Below are 17,886 nucleotides of genomic sequence, written 5' to 3' on the forward strand. Positions count from 1 at the left end.
TCGCGGTTGGCGGCGGGGAAGGAGAGCAGGATCCAGTCGTCGGCCTTCATGTCGACGCCGTTCCAGTGCATGTCGTGTTTGACGAGGCGGGCCATGGTGACGGGCGCGTAGGCGCGCAGGAATTCCTCCACGGCCGTCGGGAGGAGTGCGGGTTCGGCGACCAGGCGCCGTCGGTCCGCGGGGGTCTTGGCCAGGTGCCAGAGTGAGGCGCCGATGGCGCTCCAGGTGGTGTCGATGCCCGCGATCAGCAGCAACGTCATCGTCCCGACCACATGGACCGGGTCCAGCTTCGCGCCGTTGAGCTCGGCGTCGAGCAGGTACGTCGTGAGGTCGTCGCGCGGGTCGGCCAGGTGGTCGTGGATCTGCGCGACCAGGTAGTCCGACAACTCGGAGATGCGTTCGAGCCGTTTCTCGTTCGGCTCGTTGACGCTTTCCAGGGCGTTCTCCACGAACCCCTGGAACCGGTCGGCGTCCTCGAGTGGGAAGCCCAGCATGTCGGCGATCACCCGCATCGGGATGTACTGGGCGTACTCGCGGGCCGCGTCCACGACCTCCCGCCCCTCCAGGCCGTCGATCAGCTCGTGGCACAACGCCCGCGTCGACGCCTCACGCCGCGCGACCGCCGTCTTGGTGAAGGCCGGGAGCAGCAGCTTGCGGGCGTCGTGATGGAAGGGCGGGTCGGACGAGATCGGCGGGACGCCGCCCACCGGCGCGAGCTCCCGGGGCGGCTTGACGTTGCCGACGACGACCGCCCGCGAGGAGAACCGGTCGGTGTCGTAGGCGATGGCCGCGACGTCCTCGTAGCGGGTGGGGATCCACACGCCGCCGAACCGCTCGGTGTGCGCGATCGGGCAGCGTTGCCGCAGGTCGTCCTGGATCGGGTACGGGTCGGCGGCCCATTGGGGGTCGACGTGGGAGAAGTCGGTGGCCCAGTCGGAGACCGGATCGGTGACGATCTCGCTGACGGTACCGCGCAGGCGGTTCCTGCGCGTCTCTTCCAGCTCCGGGCCGAAACGGTCGTCCACGGTCATCTCGCAGCTCCATCCCTGACGTCGATGCACCGGCCGGAGTCGATCTGAGTCTTCACAACCTGGCTCCCCTTCTTACGTCCTCGTCTGCCTTCCGTTCGGGGTGGTTCACGTCACTGAACCGAATTAAAAAAGCATTCATTTGATACGTCAAGACTTCCCCGCGAAACCGTTGTCTGATGTCTGGCGGCCTTGAAGACGACAGTCCGTCACGGCAACTGGAAGCGGACATGGAAGCGCGCAATCGAGGTTGGCAGTAGCGGCGTGTACGGCTGTCCGTTCTCACTAGAGGTGGCAGGGTCTCAGCAGTCCTGACGTGCGGAGCCAGCTTCTCGGCCGATGTGGCGAGAGAGACAGGTGTTGCCCGCTTTGAGGTCACTTCCGTCTCATCCAAGATGACGTGTCTCAATGGATCACGCACAGTGGCGGCGTGAGTGAGATTGGTGAGCTCTTGGAGGATGCTGCTCTCGACGCGGCTGTCATGGCCTGGGTGCAAGATGGCGCGGAGGTCCGGGGGCTGCTGAGTGAGGTGGGCAATGTCGCCTTCGAGGCCGTACGCCCGGTGCGTCAGTTCCCTGCCTACCGGGGACTGCGGAACTTCCCGGGTCTGTACTACGCAGCCAGTCTCGATGCGCACGTGGGGTTCGAGTCCTGGCTGGAGCGCGATCACGCGATGCTCCTGGACTTCGACCCAGCGGTCACCGCCTTCTCCTCCCAGCCGTTCTGGTTGGCGTGGGAGGTCGGAGGCCGCCGCCGACAGCATGCGCCGGACTTCTTCGCCCGGCGCATGGACGGTGGCGCTTGGGTGATCGACTGCCGTCCCGAGAAGCGGGTCGACGAGCGCTCGGCTGAGGCCTTCGAGTTCACCCGCCGAGCGTGTCAACGTTTGGGCTGGGGCTATCGACTGGTCGGCGAGATCGACGCGGCGCGCGTGGGGAATCTGCGATGGCTTGCTGGCTACCGGCACAAGCGTCACGGTCAGGCGAGATCGCTGGCCGCGGCTGTCATGGCCGCGTTCACCCTGCCGGCGCCCTTAACGCGGCAGGCAGCCGAAGTCGGGGATCCGCTCGAGGTGCTGCCCGTGGTCTTCCACCTGCTTTGGCGGGGTGAGTTGTCGGCCGACCTGTCGCGCCCGTTCAGCGAGCACACCATCGTCTGCCGGGCAGGACGGTGACGGCGCCGTGACGGCACATGGGGAGGTCCGGGTCGGCGACCGGGTGCGCTTCGACGGACGGGTTCACACGGTGGTTGGCCTGGAGGGGACCATCGTGCGCCTGGTGGGCGAGAACGGAAGCGCGTCCTTGGTGATGTTCTCGCAGTTGCTGTCGGCCGAGGATTTCGAGGTCGTGGGCCGGGAGATCGAGACGGTCGGGGTTCCTCCGTTCGGGCTGCTGGCGACAGTTCCGGAGAAACTGCTCCGCAGGGCACATTGGTGGGAGCAGCATCTGATCGAGGTGGAGACGGGTCGCCCGCCGAAGGCCGAGGAGGGCGCGAGGCCCAAGCCAGAGTATGACCCGACCTGGCACACCGTGGTGGAACGCATAGCGGCCAAGGCAGCGGAACTGACCGCCAGCGGGACACCGACCTCGGCGACGACCATTCACCGGATGCGGCGCCGCTGGCGTGAGCAGGGTCTGTGGGGACTAGTTGATCACCGGGCGACTCGGCTGTCTTCCCCAACCGGACGTTGCGACGAGCGGGTCGTGGAGATCGTCGAGGAACTACTGGCGGCGCAAGAGACAGTCTCGACGGGCACGCGCGGACGCATTTTCCGTCAGGCACAGCAACTGGTGGCCGAACGCTATGGCGAAGGCGAGGTGACAATGCCGTCGCGGGCGACCTTCTATCGACTGCTCACCGCCATGGATGGAGGACGGCACAGCTTCGGTTCCGCCGGCAGTCGGCGATCGCGCGCCCTGCGCCCTCAGGCTCCGTTCACCGCTTCGGATGCCATCCGCCCAGGTGAAGTCGTGCAAATCGACACGACGCCTTTGGACGTGCTGGCGGTCTTGGACGATGGCGTGACGGGACGGGTGGAGCTGAGCATCGCGGTCGATGTCGCCACGCGCACCATCTGCGCTGCGATCTTGCGGCCGGCCGGCACCAAGGCGGTGGACGCGGCGCTGCTGCTGGCCCGCACGTTGGTGCCGGAGCCGATGCGGCCGGGATGGGCCGAGGCGCTGCGCATGTCGGCCTCGTTGATCCCTCACCAGCGGCTGATGAGCATCGACGCCAGGCTGGAGCACGCGGCGGCCAAGCCGGTGATCGTCCCCGACACCATCGTGGTCGACCGGGGCAAGGTGTTCGTCTCCCAGACCTTCATCGCGGCCTGCCGCACCCTGGGGATCTCGGTGCAGCCTGCCCGGCCCGCGACACCGACCGACAAAGGCGTGGTCGAACGGACCTTCGCCTCCATCAACACGCTGTTTTGCCAGCACGTGGCCGGTTACGTTGGCTCCAACGTCACCCAGCGAGGCCAGGACATCCAGGCCGTTTGGACCCTTGGGGAACTGGCCGACCTGTTCCAGGAATGGGTTCTGGCCTGCTGGCAGACCCGGCCCCACGACGGACTGCGCAGCCCCTTCCTCCCGGGGCGAGCCATGTCCCCGAACGAGGCCTATGCGTTGCTGGTCGCACGGACCGGATATCTGCCGATCACGCTGAACGGCGAGGACTATCTGGAGCTGCTCCCCATGGAGTGGCGAAAGATCAACGACTACGGGGTCCGCCTGGACTACCGCACCTACGACTGCCGGGAACTGGCTCCCTATCGGCGCCAGCATTCGGGCCTGGATACCAAGGGCGGCCTTTGGGAGGTCCACTACGACCCCTACGATCTGTCGCACGTCTGGGTCCGCGACAACCGCGCCGGTGGCTGGATCACCGTCCCTTGGACCCGCTTGCACACCGTCTCGGCGCCGTTCGCCGACTTCACCTGGCGACACGCTCGAGCCTTGCTGGCCGCCCGCGGTGGGGATGACTGCGACGAAAACGAGATCGCCAAAGTCGTGGAGGACTTGCTGCAACGTGCGGGAACCGGCCCTGATCGCCGAGTTGTCGCGCGGACCCGCTCGGCTTCGGCCACGCCCTTGCGTCCCGCCCCCAGCGAGACAGCCACCGCGAACGCCGCCGAGGAAGACGGCGAGGGTGAGCTGGCACAAGTGATCCCGTTCGGCGTGTTCGACGCCTTCACCGATGGGAGCCGATGACATGCTTCTCAGCCCTGGCGAGCCGCACCACCCGTTAACCAGCAAGGAGGGCTGGGCTGAGTTCGTCGCCGAGCAGATCGCCGCCCCCGTGCTGGTGCCTCCAGCGCAACTGCAGCGGATGAGTGAGCATGAATGCGCCGCCTACGAGCAGTCTCGGCTGGACTATCACGCTCAGCTGGTCATCGTCTCCACGCCGACGATCCGGCATGTCGCCACCAGCGGCCGCAAGCGCATCCTGCTCAACCGCAGCCAGCGCTCGGCCCGACGGGGTCTGATCATCTCCGGTCCTGCCGGCACCGGCAAGACCACCGCGATCACCCAGTTGGGCAAGAACTACGAGCAGTTGGCCCGTCGCCGGGGCGAACTCGGTCCCGGGGCCTTGCCAGTGGTCTATGTCACCGTTCCGCCTGCAGCCACCCCGAAGATGCTGGCGATCGAGCTGGCCCGGTTCATCGGACTGCCCATGCCCGCTCGCTTCAGCCAGGTGGAGGTCACCAACCGCGTCTGCGACCTGCTCGGCACCCTCAGCACCCGGCTCGTCCTGATCGACGAACTGCACAACCTTGATATCCGCACCCGCATCGGCGCCGAGGCCTCCGACCAGATCAAGTACCTGTCCGAACGCATCCCCGCGACCTTCGTGCTGGCCGGAGTGGACTTGGAAGGCACCGGCCTGTTCACCGGCAGGCGCGGCGCGCAGATCGCCAGCCGCTACAGCCTCATCCCGACCGCGGCCTTCCCTCACCGCACCGCCGACGACCGGCGCGACTGGCAAGCCTTGGTGGCCACGTTGGAGCAGGCTCTGCGCCTGGACGCCCACCAATCGGGCACGCTGCTCAAACTCAGCCCCTACCTCCACGAACGCACCAGCGGAATGATCGGCAGTCTGTCGCATCTGATCCGCGAGGCCGCGCTGGACGCCATCTTGAACGGCACTGAGAAGATCACCCGCGCCAGCCTTGCCAGCGTCGATATCGATCAGGCCGCTGAAGGCTGCCGACCAGTCGCCCGACGACCTCCCCGCGGCAAGAAGACGGCATGAAGATCCCGCCACGACGTCTGCCAATATCCTTCGGCCCCGTCCAGGGCGAGCTTTTGGGCTCTTACCTGCACCGGCTGGCTGACGCCAACCGCATCTCGGTCGGGGTCATCACCGCCGTGATCAGCGAAGAGTTGCCCACCTCCTGCAACCGGGAGCAGGACACGCTCTCGGGCTGGTCACCCAGCTGTCTGGCCGACCTCGCGCGACTCACCGGGCGCACCGTCGCCAATCTGGATAGGGCGCTGTTCCAGTTCAAAGATCTCCAGCCCAGCCTGCCGATTCTTCACCGCGCTCCGCTGCCCGAACTCACACGCCGCTGGCGCACCGCAGCCTGCCGCTGCTGCACCGCCAAGCACGGCATTCGCGGCCTGGCCATCCGCCGAACCCTCCCACACGAAAGCGTCTGCCTGGTCCACCGCCGCTGGCTCCCGTCCGAGGAACAGTTTCGGCTTGATGCTCTGCCGGCGATGCTGCGTGCCAATCGTCGACACCGCCGGATGGCGTCTCGACACGACCCGCTGGCGTTCGGCCTGGCCTACATCAACATCTCGCACCAACTCCGGCGTTGGTGCGAGACGAAGGCTCAGCCCGAGCTCCAAGAGCGCTGGACGCAGCGGCTGGCGTTGCTCGGCGAGGACCCCTACGGCAACCCGAACCTGCCCTCCAGACAACGCGCCGCCCTGGTCGTCTATCCCGAAGCCGTCTCACTCACCGGGCTACTCACCAACAGACTTCTGCCACCGTCCCGCTTGTCACAGGCAGTCGAGCGTCGGCTGGGCATCCGCCTCGACCTCCTGCCACGCCGTGAAGTTGCCACCTTCATTGAGACATCCTTGGCATCCATCTCAGCGAAAATGACAAGTGCCAGCTCAGGGCCACCCTTCCACGCATGAATATCGAGACACCGCCGTTGATCATCGGTCCGCCCCTCCGGCCAGCAGATCATCTGACCCCGAGCTGTCTCAATGAACTTGCTCAGCCGCAGGCCGACATCAAGATCAGCCCACGTTAAATGAGACAGGACAGGCGTGTACGGCAGGAGGTTCGGCCCGGGAATGGTGGCGGTCTGGCCCCGGCGGCTGGCGTTGGTGGTGGCGCCGGCGTACGGTGAGTCGTTCGCGTCGTGGATTGATCGGATGGCACTGCGGAACGGATGTCCGCCGTGGACGATGGTCAAGGCGTTTGGACTGGATGTACGCGCGTCGAGTGACGTCCGGTCACTGGCGTACGGCGTCGTCACGACGCCGGAGGCGTGCAGGGCGATCGAGGCTGCTACAGGCCTGAGCTCCGAGATTGTCCGTGGGATGCACCTGGAGATGTTCGACGGCTCGGCCGTGGACCTGGCAAGCGTCCGCGTGGGCGACAAGGAGTCAGTCCGCCGGGCAGAGACCCGTGAGTGGGCGCAACTCTTCGGCAGCCGGGCATGCCCAAAGTGCCTGACGGCTTCGAACGGAGCGTGGCTGGGCTGGTGGAAGCTGAGCTGGGCCGCAGTCTGTCCCGAGCATCGGACGCTGCTGGTGGATCTCTGCCCGAGATGCCGCGTTTTCGTGCGACGAGGTCCCGCCGGCCAGCCTGCGCGTCTGTCTCGCTCACGGATGCCGGCCCCGTTGCAGTGCGGCGCTCTTCTCAGCGGGGCCGTATGCGATCAGCCGATCCCCCAGATCAGCACGAGCTCTGCGGCGACCTGCTCTCCTACCAGCCTGGGCCGCTGCTCAGCGCCGCTGCAATGCTCATCGTCGACGAAGTCCGCCTTGGCGGCAGCCTGCTGGACGCGCTGCGCTACTTCATGGACCAACGCCGCTACGACCCCTGGGCCGGCATCCTCTGGCACGAGTTCTGCGACGACTACCACCCCACCGCGGTCACCAGACGAGTCCTCAACCATCTCAAGATCAGAACTGTCGACCCTGCTCTGCTCAAACCGCTCGCCCTCTGGGAACCGGGCGCGCCCCACCACCTGCACCCACCCGAGACCGTCGAAGATCTCGACTTGCCCGAGGCAGCACTGCTCCTGGCCGGCGAAGGTATTCGTCCCTGGCAGACCACCGCAGGCGTCCGGCCATCCCTGCAGTGAGAGGCTCTCTTCAACTCCGGACCCTCCGAACGAGTCAGCCGTTGTGACCGGAAGCGGGTGAGAACCTGTCGCAGCGATCCGGCGAGGGGGCATCGCCTCGTCGTCTCTGCGTGAGCGGCCTAACGCTCGCCGCTGACAGTGGATCTCTATGCTCGTGGCATGGACACGGCGGAGACCGTCCCCGACACCTGGCGGCCTGGGCGGGCGGTGGCGATCGTGCCAGCGGTCGTCGCGGCCCTGGCGACCGTATGGGCGACGAGCGTTCCAGGTTGGTACCTGATGTGGCTGGCGTTGATCACCAATGCCTGGGTCTTCATCGGTCTCATATGGCTGCTCACGTTGGGCCGCATGCTGTTCAGGCGTGAACCTTTAGCGCGGTTGCGCCGCGAATGGCCGGTGTGGTCATTGCCGCCCCTGATCGTTCTGCTGGTTTGCGGCCTGCTATACGTGGGTGCGCCCCTGGAGGCGCGCTTCGCCCTGTCACGCCCCGCCCTCGACGGCCGCGCCCGGGCCATCTCACACGGCGCGCCGCTGCCCGCAGACGACGAATGGATAGGGCTGTTCCCGGTCGGACGGGCTGAGAGGATCCCTGGCGGAGTGCGTTTCGCCATCGACGGCACCGGGTTTCTCGGTACCACCGGATTCGCCTGGAGCCCTGAGGTCGAGCCGCCTGAGCCCGAGGGCGAGGAGCTCTACGAACACTGGCACGGCCCCTGGTACCTCTGGAGTGAGTCCGAGTAGGGAGCCTCTCATCCGGGTAGCGATCGCCCTGATCATCTGGCTCCGCACCTGATCCCAGAAACAGTCCTTAGTCCCCAATTGCGCTCGGCGGCCCCCGATAACCGCCTGAACCTCGAATCTTCCCTCCGCACGCGCCTGACCGCTCTGGGCCCACATCCCGGCCCGGAGCAGTTTCCTTCACGGCAGGGATATCTCGTCTCTTGAGCCCTGGGCACATTCGTGACAGTTGATCTTCGGCTGGAAACTGTCATCTTCGATGACACAAACACCGGTATTTAGACGAGCATCAAAGTGACAGTGCCCAGGTTGGGAGCAGCTCTCACTGTCATCTTCGCTGCGCCCAGACATCAGTGCGGCACAAGGGATCTCAGTCCGTTCGCATGCTTGATCCGGATCTGCCGTCGCACACCCCTCCCCATTCAACGACTACGACAGGATCGCCGAGGAGTACACGGCCGCGAACGAGACCAGCCTCGCGAACGCGTACTACGAGCGGCCCGCGATGCGCCCACGGCGCTGCCACACCGGGGCCTGCTGATCCCCTTGACCACCCTTCGCGGTCTCGGCACCATGCCGACATGAGTGCCGGCCTGATCATCGCGATGCCACTCCGCCAGTGGGGGCTCATCGACGCGTCCATGGACAATGACTCCAGCATCGAGACGGTGAACGGCAATCGCCGACGGGCCGACCTCGCGCGCAGCATCCGAAGGGCCGGTTGGGATCAGATCGTCCTCTGGACACCCGGCGTTCCCGGCTCCGGCTCGTGGCCGCCACCGGGCGAGATCGTGAAACCCAAGCTCACGATCGCCCAATGGCTTCTCGCGATCGACGTCCTCGAACGCTGGGCCGCGGCCGCCGATCGCACCGGACGTCACGAAGCCGCCGCCCAAGAACGCGAACTCCGGGAACTGATTCTCTCCCGGCTTCAAGCGCACGGGATTCCGGTTCCCTGAATACTCCGCGGGCCTCTCCTGGCCAGTAGGCGCGTCAGCGGTCGCCGTGCGCGTCGGTGAGGACGGCGCCGATCTCCGCCATCCGCTCGGCCGCGTAGCCGGGGTCGATCAGCGCCTCGGGGGTGTGGAGGCCGGGCGGTACGGGGGCGCCGCGCAGGCCGAGCAGTCGTTCGACGCCGAGGGCGACGCCGAGCGCCGTCAGGGGGCGCTGCCCCTCCGGGTGGTAGAGGTAGTGGCTCGTCCTGAGTGGCGCGCCCGCGCGGTCCACGCCTTCGAGGTCGATCCTGACCTCCGTGGACGCGGGCCCGCCGCGCCGCCTGCCCGCCGATTCACCGATCGCGAACGCGAAGCGGACGTTGGGCGCGCCCGTCGCGAGGGCCAGGCTCGGCACGTCGAGGATGGGGACGATCTGGCCGGGCAACACGGTGCCGTCGACGCTGGTGACCTCCACCTCCGCGTCGGGGCCGCCGACCCAGTGGAAGACGCCGTCGCGGCGGACGTGCCCCGCCGAGGCGGCGGCCAGCAGGCGTTCCATGTCCGCCGTGGCCGCGGGACCGCCGCTGTCCTGTTCGTCCAGCACGCCGCCGACCTCGATGGTGTCGAGCCGGTCGAACTCCCTGGCCAGGCCGAGCACCACGAGCACGACGAGCCCCGCGTACCAGTGGCTGGCCAGCAGGATCGGCGCCGCGCCGGCTCGCAGGCCGGCGGCGACGACCTCGGGTCCGATGTCGACCAGGCCGCTGGAGATGCTGACGTACGGCAGGCCGCGGTCCTGCGTGTAACGCAGTCCGTTCAGGTGGCTGTCCCAGACCGTCGCCACGACCGCCGAGTAGCCGCCGGTCTCCTGGAGGCCGAGGTCGGCGCGCCGCAGATCGATGGTGGCGGCGGTCGCGCCGCCGAGCTCGTCGGCGACCCGCCGGGCGCGGCCGAGATCGCGGCCCGCGATCGTCAGCGGCAGCTCCGGATACCACCGGCGCAGGAGGGTCGCGGTCGCCGCGCCCGCCTGGCCGGATCCACCCAAGATCAGTACGGAGTGCTCCACGGTGATGTCCTCTCACTAACCTACATTCTGTAACTTACATTTTGTAGCTTAAGCTGAGAGGCGACGCAAGGGAGGACGATGGCCACCGGATCGACTCGCCTGTCCAAACCGGCCAGGCGGGAGCAGTTGCTCGACACCGCCATGGCGATCGTGCGCGCCCATGGCACCGACAACCTCACGCTGCTCAGCCTCGCGGAGGCCGCCGGAGTGAGCAGGCCGGTCGTCTACGACCATTTCGGCACCCGCCCCGGCCTGCTGATCGCGCTCTACCGGCGGCTCGACGAGCGACACCGGGCCGCCTCGGAGGAGGCCCTGCGTGACGCCCCGGCCGTCCCCCGCGAGATCGCCCGTGTCCTGAGCGCCGCCTACTTCGCCTGCGCCACCGACATGCCGGAGTGGACCGCCGTCTCGGCCGCGCTCAAGGGCAGCCAGGAGATGGAGGCGATCGAGCGCGAGCTGCTCGACGGCTACACGGACCTGATGGCCACCGCCCTGCGGCCGTACTCGGGGCTCACGCGGGAAGCACTCCGGCTCCGCTGCGTCGGCGTGCTGGGCGCGGCCGAGGCGATCGCCGCGGAGCTGAACCGGGGGCGTGCCACCGCCGCCGAGGCCATCGCGGCACTGACGGACCTGACCGTCGGCAACATCGACGCCGCAGCCGCGGACTGACGCTGCCGCGATCCGCCGTACGGCGGCGAAGGCCAGGCCCCCGGGAGGGCGTCACCCCCAGGCCGGCCGCAGCCCCTCCCCTGTCATCTCGCGCACGCCGCGTCGAAGGGCATGGCTCGCGACCAGGCAGTGGTGCGAGGGACGATCTGAGAGATGCGCTGATGGGACAAGCCCAGCGCGCCGCCGGCGTGGTAGGTGGTGCCGTAGGCGGCGCAGCCGGACGCCTGGCGTCACCTCGCGGCCTCTCGGGACAGGGTGAGGAGGCGGCGAGGGGTGTCGATCTCGGTGACGGTCACGGTGATCTCGTCGCCGGGCCGGGGGGCGCCGGCCGGGTCGCCGGTGGGACGGGGGAGGTGGATCAGGCCCTCGACGCCGTCCGCCACGCGGACGAAGACGCCGAAGGGCAGCACCTGGGTGACCCGGCCGCGCAGGACCTGACCGACGTGGGTGTGGCGGGCGAACCCCTGGAACGGGTCGGGCCGCGTCGCGCGCAGCGACAGCCGGGCCTCGCCGTTGTGGGTGTCGAAGACGAGGAACTCGCAGGTGACCCGCTGCCCCACGGCGACGATCTCGTACGGGTCCTCGAAGCGGTGCCAGGACAGGTCGGGAATGGTGATGAAGCCGACGCCGGGGAAGACGGGATGGGCGGGGGTCTCGTCCAGGTCGACGAAGACGCCGAAGCGTTCGACGGCCGCGACCGCGCCCGATCGCGTGATCTCCGCGACGGTCCCGGAGAGCACGTCACCGGCGTTCACGGTCCGCAGGAACGCGGTGACGGGCGATTCCTCCTCCACGCCCCCATGATGACAGCCCAAGGTGGGTCCACCACGTCGTACGTGCTCGGTCAGGCGGGCAGGCGGGTTCTGAGCTGGGCGGCGGAGGGGTGTTCGAGCTCTTCGAGGAGGACCAGCGCCTGCCGCCACGCGCGGGCGGCGGCGTCCGGGAGGGCCGCCTCGTCCAGGGTGTCGCCGAGGCGGGTGAGCGTGTCGGCCTGGTGGTAGCGGTCGCCGGCGTCGCGGAACAGCTCGACGGCGCGCTCGTACCAGGAGACGGCCTCCTCGTGGCGGCCGAGGCGGTGGCAGGCGTAGCCGAGGCTGTCGCACGAGTTGGCCTGCCCGAGCCGGTCGTCGAGCCGCTGGTGCAGGTCGAGCGCCTGGCGGCAGTGGTCGAGCGCCTGTTCCTGGTCGCCGAGCTGGGCGTGGAACCAGCCGACGGCGTTGAGCGCGCGGGCCTGCCCGGTCAGGTGGCCCGCCGCCCGGTACAGGGTGAGCGCCTGGACGGCGTGACCGAGGGCGTCCTGGTGGTGGCCCTTCCAGCCGAACATGGTGGACAGGTTGCCGTGGACGCGGGCCAGGCCGGTGGACTCGCCGAGGTCGGCGTACAGGTCGAGGGCGAGCAGGAAGTGGCCGCGGGCCTCCTCGAAGCGGTCGGCGGCGGTGTTGGCCCAGCCGAGGTTGACGTGGGTGTACGCCTGCCCGAGCCGGTCGCCGCCGCGCCGGGCGGCGGCCAGCGCGGTGGTCTGGACGGCCAGGTGCTCGTGCCGCATCCCGCGGCGGTTGAGGAAGTCGGCGAGGGCCCAGCCGAGCTGCCAGGCGTGCGTGTCGAACCCCTGGTCGGCGGCATGGGAGACGGCGGCGACGAGCACGGCGCACTCGGCGGTGAACCAGGCCAGCGCGGCCCGGTCGTCCACCGCCTCCTCGCGGACCGTGCCGTCGCCGGGCGGCGCGGGGGAGATCGGGTCGCGGACCGGGTTCAGCAGCAGCGCCGCGGCGTGGGCGGCGTACAGGTAGTGGTCGAGGAGCCGGCGCGTCGCGGCGCGGCGTTCCGGCTCGGGGGCGAGCGCCTGGACGAGCTCGACGGCGTGGGCGCGCAGCAGGTCGTGGAAGGTGTAGCGGCCGGGGGCGTGCTGGGTCAGGAGGTGGGCGCGGCACAACTCGGCCAGCAGCGGGCGCGCCAGCGCGACCGGCAGGCCCGCGAGGCTGCCGGCGGCGGGCAGGCTGAGGTCGGGGCCGGGGTGCAGGCCGAGCAGCCGGAACAGCCGCCCGGCCTCGGCGCTGAGCCCCTGGTGGGACCAGGAGAAGACGCACCGGAGCTGCGTGCCGGGGCCGTCGGCGTCGAACGCGTCCAGGTTGTCGTGGGCGGCGGGCAGTTCCCCGGCGATGGCGGCCAGCGGGAACCCGGGGTGGACGGCCGCCCGCGCCGCGATGACGGCCAGCGCCAGCGGCAGCCGCGCGCACCGGGCGATGATCTCGGCCGTGGCGTCGGGCTCGGCGGCCACCCGTTCGCCGCCGAGCCGGCGGGCCAGCAGTTCCCGGGCCTCGGGGACGGACAGCAGGTCGAGGCGGACCGGGTGGGCGCCCTCGGCGGCGATCAGGCCGGAGAGCTGGTCGCGGCTGGTCACCAGCACCAGGCAGCCGGGCGCGCCGGGCAGCAGCGGGCGTACCTGCTCGGCGTCACGCGCGTTGTCCAGCACGATCAGCATCCGGCGTCCGGCCAGCAGGCTGCGGTACAGCCCGGTCCACGCCTCGGGGGTGGCCGGGACGCGGTTCGCCGGCACCCCCAGGGCGTCGACGAGCACGCGCATGGCCTCGACCGGCGACGTCGGCCGTCCGCGCTGGTCGAAGCCGCGCAGGTTCACGTAGAGCTGGCCGTCGGGGAAGCGGTCGCGTACGCGGTGGGCCCAGTGGACGGCGAGCGCGGTCTTGCCCACGCCCGCGGTGCCCGTCACGGCGGCGATGACGACGCCGGCCGGCTGCTCCCCCGCCGCGGCGAGCAGGGAGTCCAGGCGGGCGAGCTCGGCGGCGCGGCCGGCGAAGCCGTACACGCCGGGGGGCAGCATCGCCGCGACGTGCCCGGCCGGGTGCGCGACGGGGACGGCCTCGGTCTGGGAACGCAGCAGTGTGTCGTGCAGACGCCGCAGGTCGGCGCCGGGGTCGAGCCCGAGTTCGTCGGCCAGCCGCTTCTGCAGGGCGCGGTAGGCGTCCAGGGCGTCGGCCAGCCTGCCCGTGCCGTGCAGCGCCCGCATCAGGAGCTCGACCAGGGACTCCCGGTAGGGGTGCTGTTCGACCAGTTCCAGGGCCTCGGCGGTGACCTCGTGGTGGCGGCCCGTCGACAGCTCCAGGGCCAGGCATTCCTCCACGGCGGCCAGCCGGCGTTCCTGCCAGATCCTGGCCGCACCCTCGAAGGCCCGGCCGCGGATGCCGGCCAGGAAGGGGCCGCGCCACAGCGACAGCGCCTCGCGGTAGCCGGCGACGGCCGCGGCCGTGTCGGCGCGGGCGGTCTGCCGTGCCGCCGCGGTCAGGCTCTCGAAGGTCCGGGCGTCCAGGCCGCGTTCGCCGGGGTGCAACAGGTAGCCCGCCCGCTGCGTGGTGATCAGGCCGGGGGCGGCCCCGGCGTCGACCAGCGTCCGGCGTAACCGGGTGACCAGGTCCTGGATCTGCCGTCGCGCGGAGGCGGGCGGCTCCTCCCAGACGACGTCCACGAGCTGGTCGACGGTGACGACCCGGTCGGCGTCCAGGAGCAGCGCGGCGAGGGTCCTCTCCTGGCGCGGCCCGTGCAGCGCCACCCGGCGCCCGCCCACCCTGACGTCCATCGGTCCGAGCATGCCGAACCAGGCTGTGGCCATACACGTTCTCCCTTGTTCCAGGCCCTCGACGGCCTGGACATCACCGCTGTCCAATGGCGAGGACGCGGCGAGGATCCGACGAGGGTGGATCAAGGATCGGCCGTCCTAGCGTGATCCACGTGACCACGCCGTGAACCGGCGACCAATTACCGACGGCCGCGCCGGACCGAAACAGTCCGGCGCGGCCGATCCCTGTGCCCGGCGATTCACGACTCCCTGACGACGGTCCTGTCGCGCCCTCGGGGCGCCACGTCCTCCCGCTGAAAGGAACCCCACTAGTGATCGACAAGCTGAGGGCCGTCGCACGGACCGGCGGGCCCCCGCCGTCCGCGCGCCGGGCCGGGACGCTCGTCCTGGCCGCGGCACTCCTGTTGACCGCGACCCCCGCGCTCCCCGCGGCGCTGGCCGAAACCCCGCCCGCGCCCGCCGCGACCCCCGAGGGGACGGCGCTGGCCAAGGCCAGGACGTCGGGCAAGCCGGTGGAGGTGACCACCGCCCGCACCGAGACCGCCGACGTGCTGGCGAACCCGGACGGCACCCTGACCCTGCGCGAGCACCTGCGTCCGGTGCGCGCCCGGGTCGACGGCGCCTGGCGGCCGGTGGACGACACCCTGCGCCGCAACCCCGACGGCACGATCTCCCCCCGGGCCACGACGTTCCCGATGACGTTCTCAGGCGGCGGCGCCGGGCCGCTGGCGAGCCTGGTCAAGGACGGCAAGACGCTGTCGCTGACCTGGCCCTCGCGGCTGCCCGCCCCCGTGCTGGACGGCGACACCGCCACGTACGCCGACGTGCTGCCCGGCGTCGACCTGAAGATCATCGCAGAGTCCGACAGTTTTGTGCACCACCTGATCGTCAAGGACCGGGCGGCCGCGGCCGACCCCCGGCTGCGTACCCTGCGCCTGGGCATCCGCGGGACCGGCCTGAACGTCACCGCGACCGCCGAGGGCGGGATCACCGCCGCCGACGGCGGCGGCACGCCGGTCTTCTCGGCGCCGGTGCCGCGCATGTGGGACTCCTCCCACAGCGCCGCCGCCGCCAAGGGCCTGGACGCCTCCAGCGCGGCCGAGGCGGCCGGGGCGCACGAGGACGGCCCGGTGCGCAACGCGCCGATGAAGGCCGTCGTGGAGCCCGGCGCGGGCGGCGGCACCCTGCGCATCACCCCCGACCAGGCCCTGCTGGACGACCCGGCCACCGTCTACCCGGTGGTCATCGACCCGATCTTCAGCGGCGGCTACAAGAACCACTGGGCCAACGCGGTCAAGAAGGCGAGCAGCTCCGGCGTCGCCAACACCGTCTACTACGACGGCGGCAACCGGGTGGGCAGCGAGAACCCGCCGGTGGCCCGGGTCGGCCACGAGACCGACACCGGCCTGACCGCCCGCGCCTACTTCGAGATGAACATCAACGGCCTCCAGGGCGCGCGCATCATCTCGGCCACCTTCAACGTCTTCAACGTCTCCTCCTGGAGCTGCTCGGCACGCGCGGTGGATCTGGGCTGGACCGGCGGGATCGGCAACTGGGTCACCTGGAACAACCAGCCCGGCTGGATCCGCACCCTGCAGACCAAGTCCTTCGCCCACGGCTGGGGCTCGTGCGGGTCGGCGGGCGAGGACTTCGCCGACGGCGCGGTCGCCGGGGCGGTGCAGGAGGCGGCCAACAACGGCCAGAGCAACATCACCTTCGGGTTGCGGGCCCAGAACGAGAGCGACGCCTACGGCTGGAAGAAGTTCAGGGTGGACGGCACCAACCCGGTGCTCCAGGTCACCTACAACCGGGCCCCCCGCCTGGTCTCCAAGACCGCCTTCCAGGGGCCGTGGAACAACAACTCCTCCGACCGGGCGATCCCGTGCAGCGCCACCAACCCCTCCTGGGAGGTGGTCGGCAACACCGACGTCACGCTGACGGCGACGGGCAGCGACCCCGACGGCGAGAACCTCAACGTGGCCTTCGGCCTCTGGTTCCACAACGGCCCGGCGGTGCGGTCGGACAACCGCACGGTGGCCAGCGGATCGACCGCGACCGTGACCGTGCCCGCCGACCAGTTGCAGGACGGCGGGTACTACTGGTGGTACGCCAGCGTCTCCGACGGCGTCGACGGCGACTGGTCCACCAACTCCTGCCCGTTCACGGTGGACAAGACGGCCCCGACCAAGCCGGTCGTCACCTCCGCCGACGGCCGCCGCATCGACGTGGGCGAGGTGCCGGCCCGCTACACCCGCAAGGTCACGCTGACCTCCAGCGACGCCCACCTGGACGGCTTCTGCTACCGGCTCAACCTCCCGCTGTCGGTCGGCGGGGGCAAGTGCGGGGGCGGCACCTACGTCAAGGCCGGGCCCGACGGCTCGGCGACCGTCGAGATCTATCCGCACCGCTGGCCCAACAACCGGCTGCACGCCGCCGCCATCGACGTCGCCGGCAACGTCTCGCCGTACGATGGGTCGCCCTCGCAGTCGGCGAGCAACACCACGCTGATCGTCACCGCGCCGCCGGTCTTCGTGGCCGACCCCGACGGCACGGTGTCCGGCGACCGCGACGGCGACCTGACCGGCGACGGGCGGCCCGACATCCTGGCCACCAACAACAGCGGCACGCTGCGGCTGTACGCCGGCCGGGGCGACGGCACCACCGACGGCGGCACCGACGTGGCCTACTCCGGCTTCGGCGGCGCGCTGCTGGCCCACCGCGGCGACTTCGTCGGCCCCGAGGACGGCATGGGCAAGGACGGCTACGAGGACATCTTCGTCCGCTCGACGTCGGGCAGGCTGTCGTTGTACCCCAACGAGGGCACCGGCTGGCCGTCCCACGAGGGCAGGCGTGAGCTGCGGCATCCCGGCGGCGGCGACTGGTCGGCGGCCACCCGGATCATCGCTCCCGGCAACATCGACGGCCGGCCGGGCGCCGACCTGATCGTGGTCGAGGGCGGCCGGCTCAACCTCTACACCGGCACCGTGGCCGGTCCCCTGGCCACGGCGGCCAACGGCGAGCTGGCCGCGCCGCGCGTCCTCGACGTCCCGTCCGGCGGCGCCGGCTCCGCGCCGATCAGCCTGGACGGCTACGACGCCTTCACGCCCGGCGACGTGATCGCCGACGCGGACGGCGACGGCTCCCCCGACCCGCAGAACGCCGCGGACGTCGTGCTGCGCCGCCGGGACAGCGGCGCGGTGACGCTCTACCCGGGCTCGTTCACCGACTCCGGCGAGTACGTGCTCGGCGAGGGACGCGCCTACGGCACCGAGACCTGGCCGGCCGCCGGCTACCCGTGGATCGCCGCGCCCGGCGACCTCCAGGGCACGGTCGCCGACGTCGACGGGGTCAAGACCTTCCGGCCGGCCCCCGGCAAGGAGGGTCCCGACTTCTGGGTCGCCGCCCAGACCGCGGCGCTCTCCGACGGCTTGTACCTCTACCCGGGTTCGCCCGCCGGCAGGGAGCCGGCGGTCAACGTCGGCGGTCCGGGCTGGACCGGCTGGATCACCGGAATCTCCTGAACGGGGCCTGAC

At 70.2% G+C, this 17,886-nt stretch carries 13 protein-coding genes and 1 pseudogene; 10 read left to right on the top strand and 4 right to left on the bottom strand.

The features are described 5' to 3' along the window. Positions 1-1,031 (bottom strand): cytochrome P450 (locus IEZ27_RS49770; RefSeq protein ID WP_189653672.1); only part of this gene is annotated, 1,031 nt, incomplete at its 3' end. A 427-nt stretch (positions 1,032-1,458) separates the two neighbouring features. Here IEZ27_RS49770 and IEZ27_RS49775 point away from each other — a divergent pair. The 8 genes and pseudogenes from IEZ27_RS49775 (at position 1,459) to IEZ27_RS49805 (ending at position 9,050) form a co-directional block, all read left to right on the top strand. Continuing rightward, a complete protein-coding gene (locus IEZ27_RS49775) occupies positions 1,459-2,202 on the top strand; it encodes a TnsA-like heteromeric transposase endonuclease subunit (RefSeq protein WP_229825052.1) in 744 nt (247 codons plus the stop codon). A gap of 7 nt (positions 2,203-2,209) precedes the next feature. After that, entirely contained in the window at positions 2,210-4,237 is a 2,028-nt protein-coding gene (locus tag IEZ27_RS49780) for a Mu transposase C-terminal domain-containing protein (protein ID WP_229825053.1), read from the top strand. A gap of 1 nt (position 4,238) precedes the next feature. Further along, complete coding sequence (locus IEZ27_RS49785) at positions 4,239-5,279, top strand: TniB family NTP-binding protein (RefSeq protein WP_189653673.1); 1,041 nt, start codon at positions 4,239-4,241, stop codon at positions 5,277-5,279. Next, entirely contained in the window at positions 5,276-6,172 is an 897-nt protein-coding gene (locus tag IEZ27_RS49790; protein ID WP_189653674.1) for a TniQ family protein, read from the top strand. The genes IEZ27_RS49785 and IEZ27_RS49790 overlap by 4 nt, the downstream gene beginning before the upstream one ends. Positions 6,173-6,334: 162 nt before the next feature. Next, positions 6,335-6,784: pseudogene (locus IEZ27_RS55710) on the top strand (TniQ family protein); the annotation flags it as partial. Between the two features lie 221 nt (positions 6,785-7,005). Continuing rightward, the gene (locus tag IEZ27_RS54610) at positions 7,006-7,353 is read left to right on the top strand and encodes a hypothetical protein (protein WP_229825054.1); all 348 of its coding nucleotides are present in this window, start codon (positions 7,006-7,008) and stop codon (positions 7,351-7,353) included. 159 nt (positions 7,354-7,512) lie between these two features. Then, positions 7,513-8,094, top strand: coding sequence for a hypothetical protein (locus IEZ27_RS49800; RefSeq protein ID WP_189653676.1), 582 nt, complete (start codon positions 7,513-7,515; stop codon positions 8,092-8,094). 578 nt (positions 8,095-8,672) lie between these two features. Then, entirely contained in the window at positions 8,673-9,050 is a 378-nt protein-coding gene (locus tag IEZ27_RS49805) for a hypothetical protein (protein ID WP_189653677.1), read from the top strand. 34 nt (positions 9,051-9,084) lie between these two features. Here the strand turns inward: IEZ27_RS49805 and IEZ27_RS49810 are convergent, their stop codons facing one another. Continuing rightward, positions 9,085-10,092, bottom strand: coding sequence for a hypothetical protein (locus tag IEZ27_RS49810; protein WP_229825055.1), 1,008 nt, complete (start codon positions 10,090-10,092; stop codon positions 9,085-9,087). 78 nt (positions 10,093-10,170) lie between these two features. Here IEZ27_RS49810 and IEZ27_RS49815 point away from each other — a divergent pair, with 78 nt between their 5' ends. Then, complete coding sequence (locus IEZ27_RS49815) at positions 10,171-10,761, top strand: TetR/AcrR family transcriptional regulator (protein ID WP_189653678.1); 591 nt, start codon at positions 10,171-10,173, stop codon at positions 10,759-10,761. Positions 10,762-10,991: 230 nt separating this feature from the next. Here IEZ27_RS49815 and IEZ27_RS49820 read toward each other — a convergent pair whose 3' ends face one another. Further along, a complete protein-coding gene (locus tag IEZ27_RS49820; protein WP_229825056.1) occupies positions 10,992-11,555 on the bottom strand; it encodes a S1 RNA-binding domain-containing protein in 564 nt (187 codons plus the stop codon). A 50-nt stretch (positions 11,556-11,605) separates the two neighbouring features. Then, positions 11,606-14,386, bottom strand: coding sequence for an AfsR/SARP family transcriptional regulator (locus IEZ27_RS49825; RefSeq protein ID WP_189653680.1), 2,781 nt, complete (start codon positions 14,384-14,386; stop codon positions 11,606-11,608). A 278-nt stretch (positions 14,387-14,664) separates the two neighbouring features. Here IEZ27_RS49825 and IEZ27_RS49830 point away from each other — a divergent pair, with 278 nt between their 5' ends. Then, positions 14,665-17,874: a DNRLRE domain-containing protein gene (locus IEZ27_RS49830; protein ID WP_189653681.1), complete on the top strand. Its 3,210-nt coding sequence runs from the start codon at positions 14,665-14,667 to the stop codon at positions 17,872-17,874. Positions 17,875-17,886 lie beyond the last annotated feature (12 nt).

Source organism: Nonomuraea spiralis (assembly GCF_014648435.1).
Lineage (GTDB): Bacteria > Actinomycetota > Actinomycetes > Streptosporangiales > Streptosporangiaceae > Nonomuraea > Nonomuraea spiralis.

Bases quoted from the DNA above. Each gene is read 5' to 3' on its own strand.
- IEZ27_RS49785 (WP_189653673.1), top strand. From the start codon at position 4,239: ATGCTTCTCAGCCCTGGCGAGCCGCACCACCCGTTAACCAGCAAGGAG.
- IEZ27_RS49790 (WP_189653674.1), top strand. From the start codon at position 5,276: ATGAAGATCCCGCCACGACGTCTGCCAATATCCTTCGGCCCCGTCCAG.
- IEZ27_RS54610 (WP_229825054.1), top strand. From the start codon at position 7,006: ATGCTCATCGTCGACGAAGTCCGCCTTGGCGGCAGCCTGCTGGACGCG.
- IEZ27_RS49800 (WP_189653676.1), top strand. From the start codon at position 7,513: ATGGACACGGCGGAGACCGTCCCCGACACCTGGCGGCCTGGGCGGGCG.
- IEZ27_RS49805 (WP_189653677.1), top strand. From the start codon at position 8,673: ATGAGTGCCGGCCTGATCATCGCGATGCCACTCCGCCAGTGGGGGCTC.
- IEZ27_RS49815 (WP_189653678.1), top strand. From the start codon at position 10,171: ATGGCCACCGGATCGACTCGCCTGTCCAAACCGGCCAGGCGGGAGCAG.
- IEZ27_RS49825 (WP_189653680.1), bottom strand. From the start codon at position 14,386: ATGGCCACAGCCTGGTTCGGCATGCTCGGACCGATGGACGTCAGGGTG.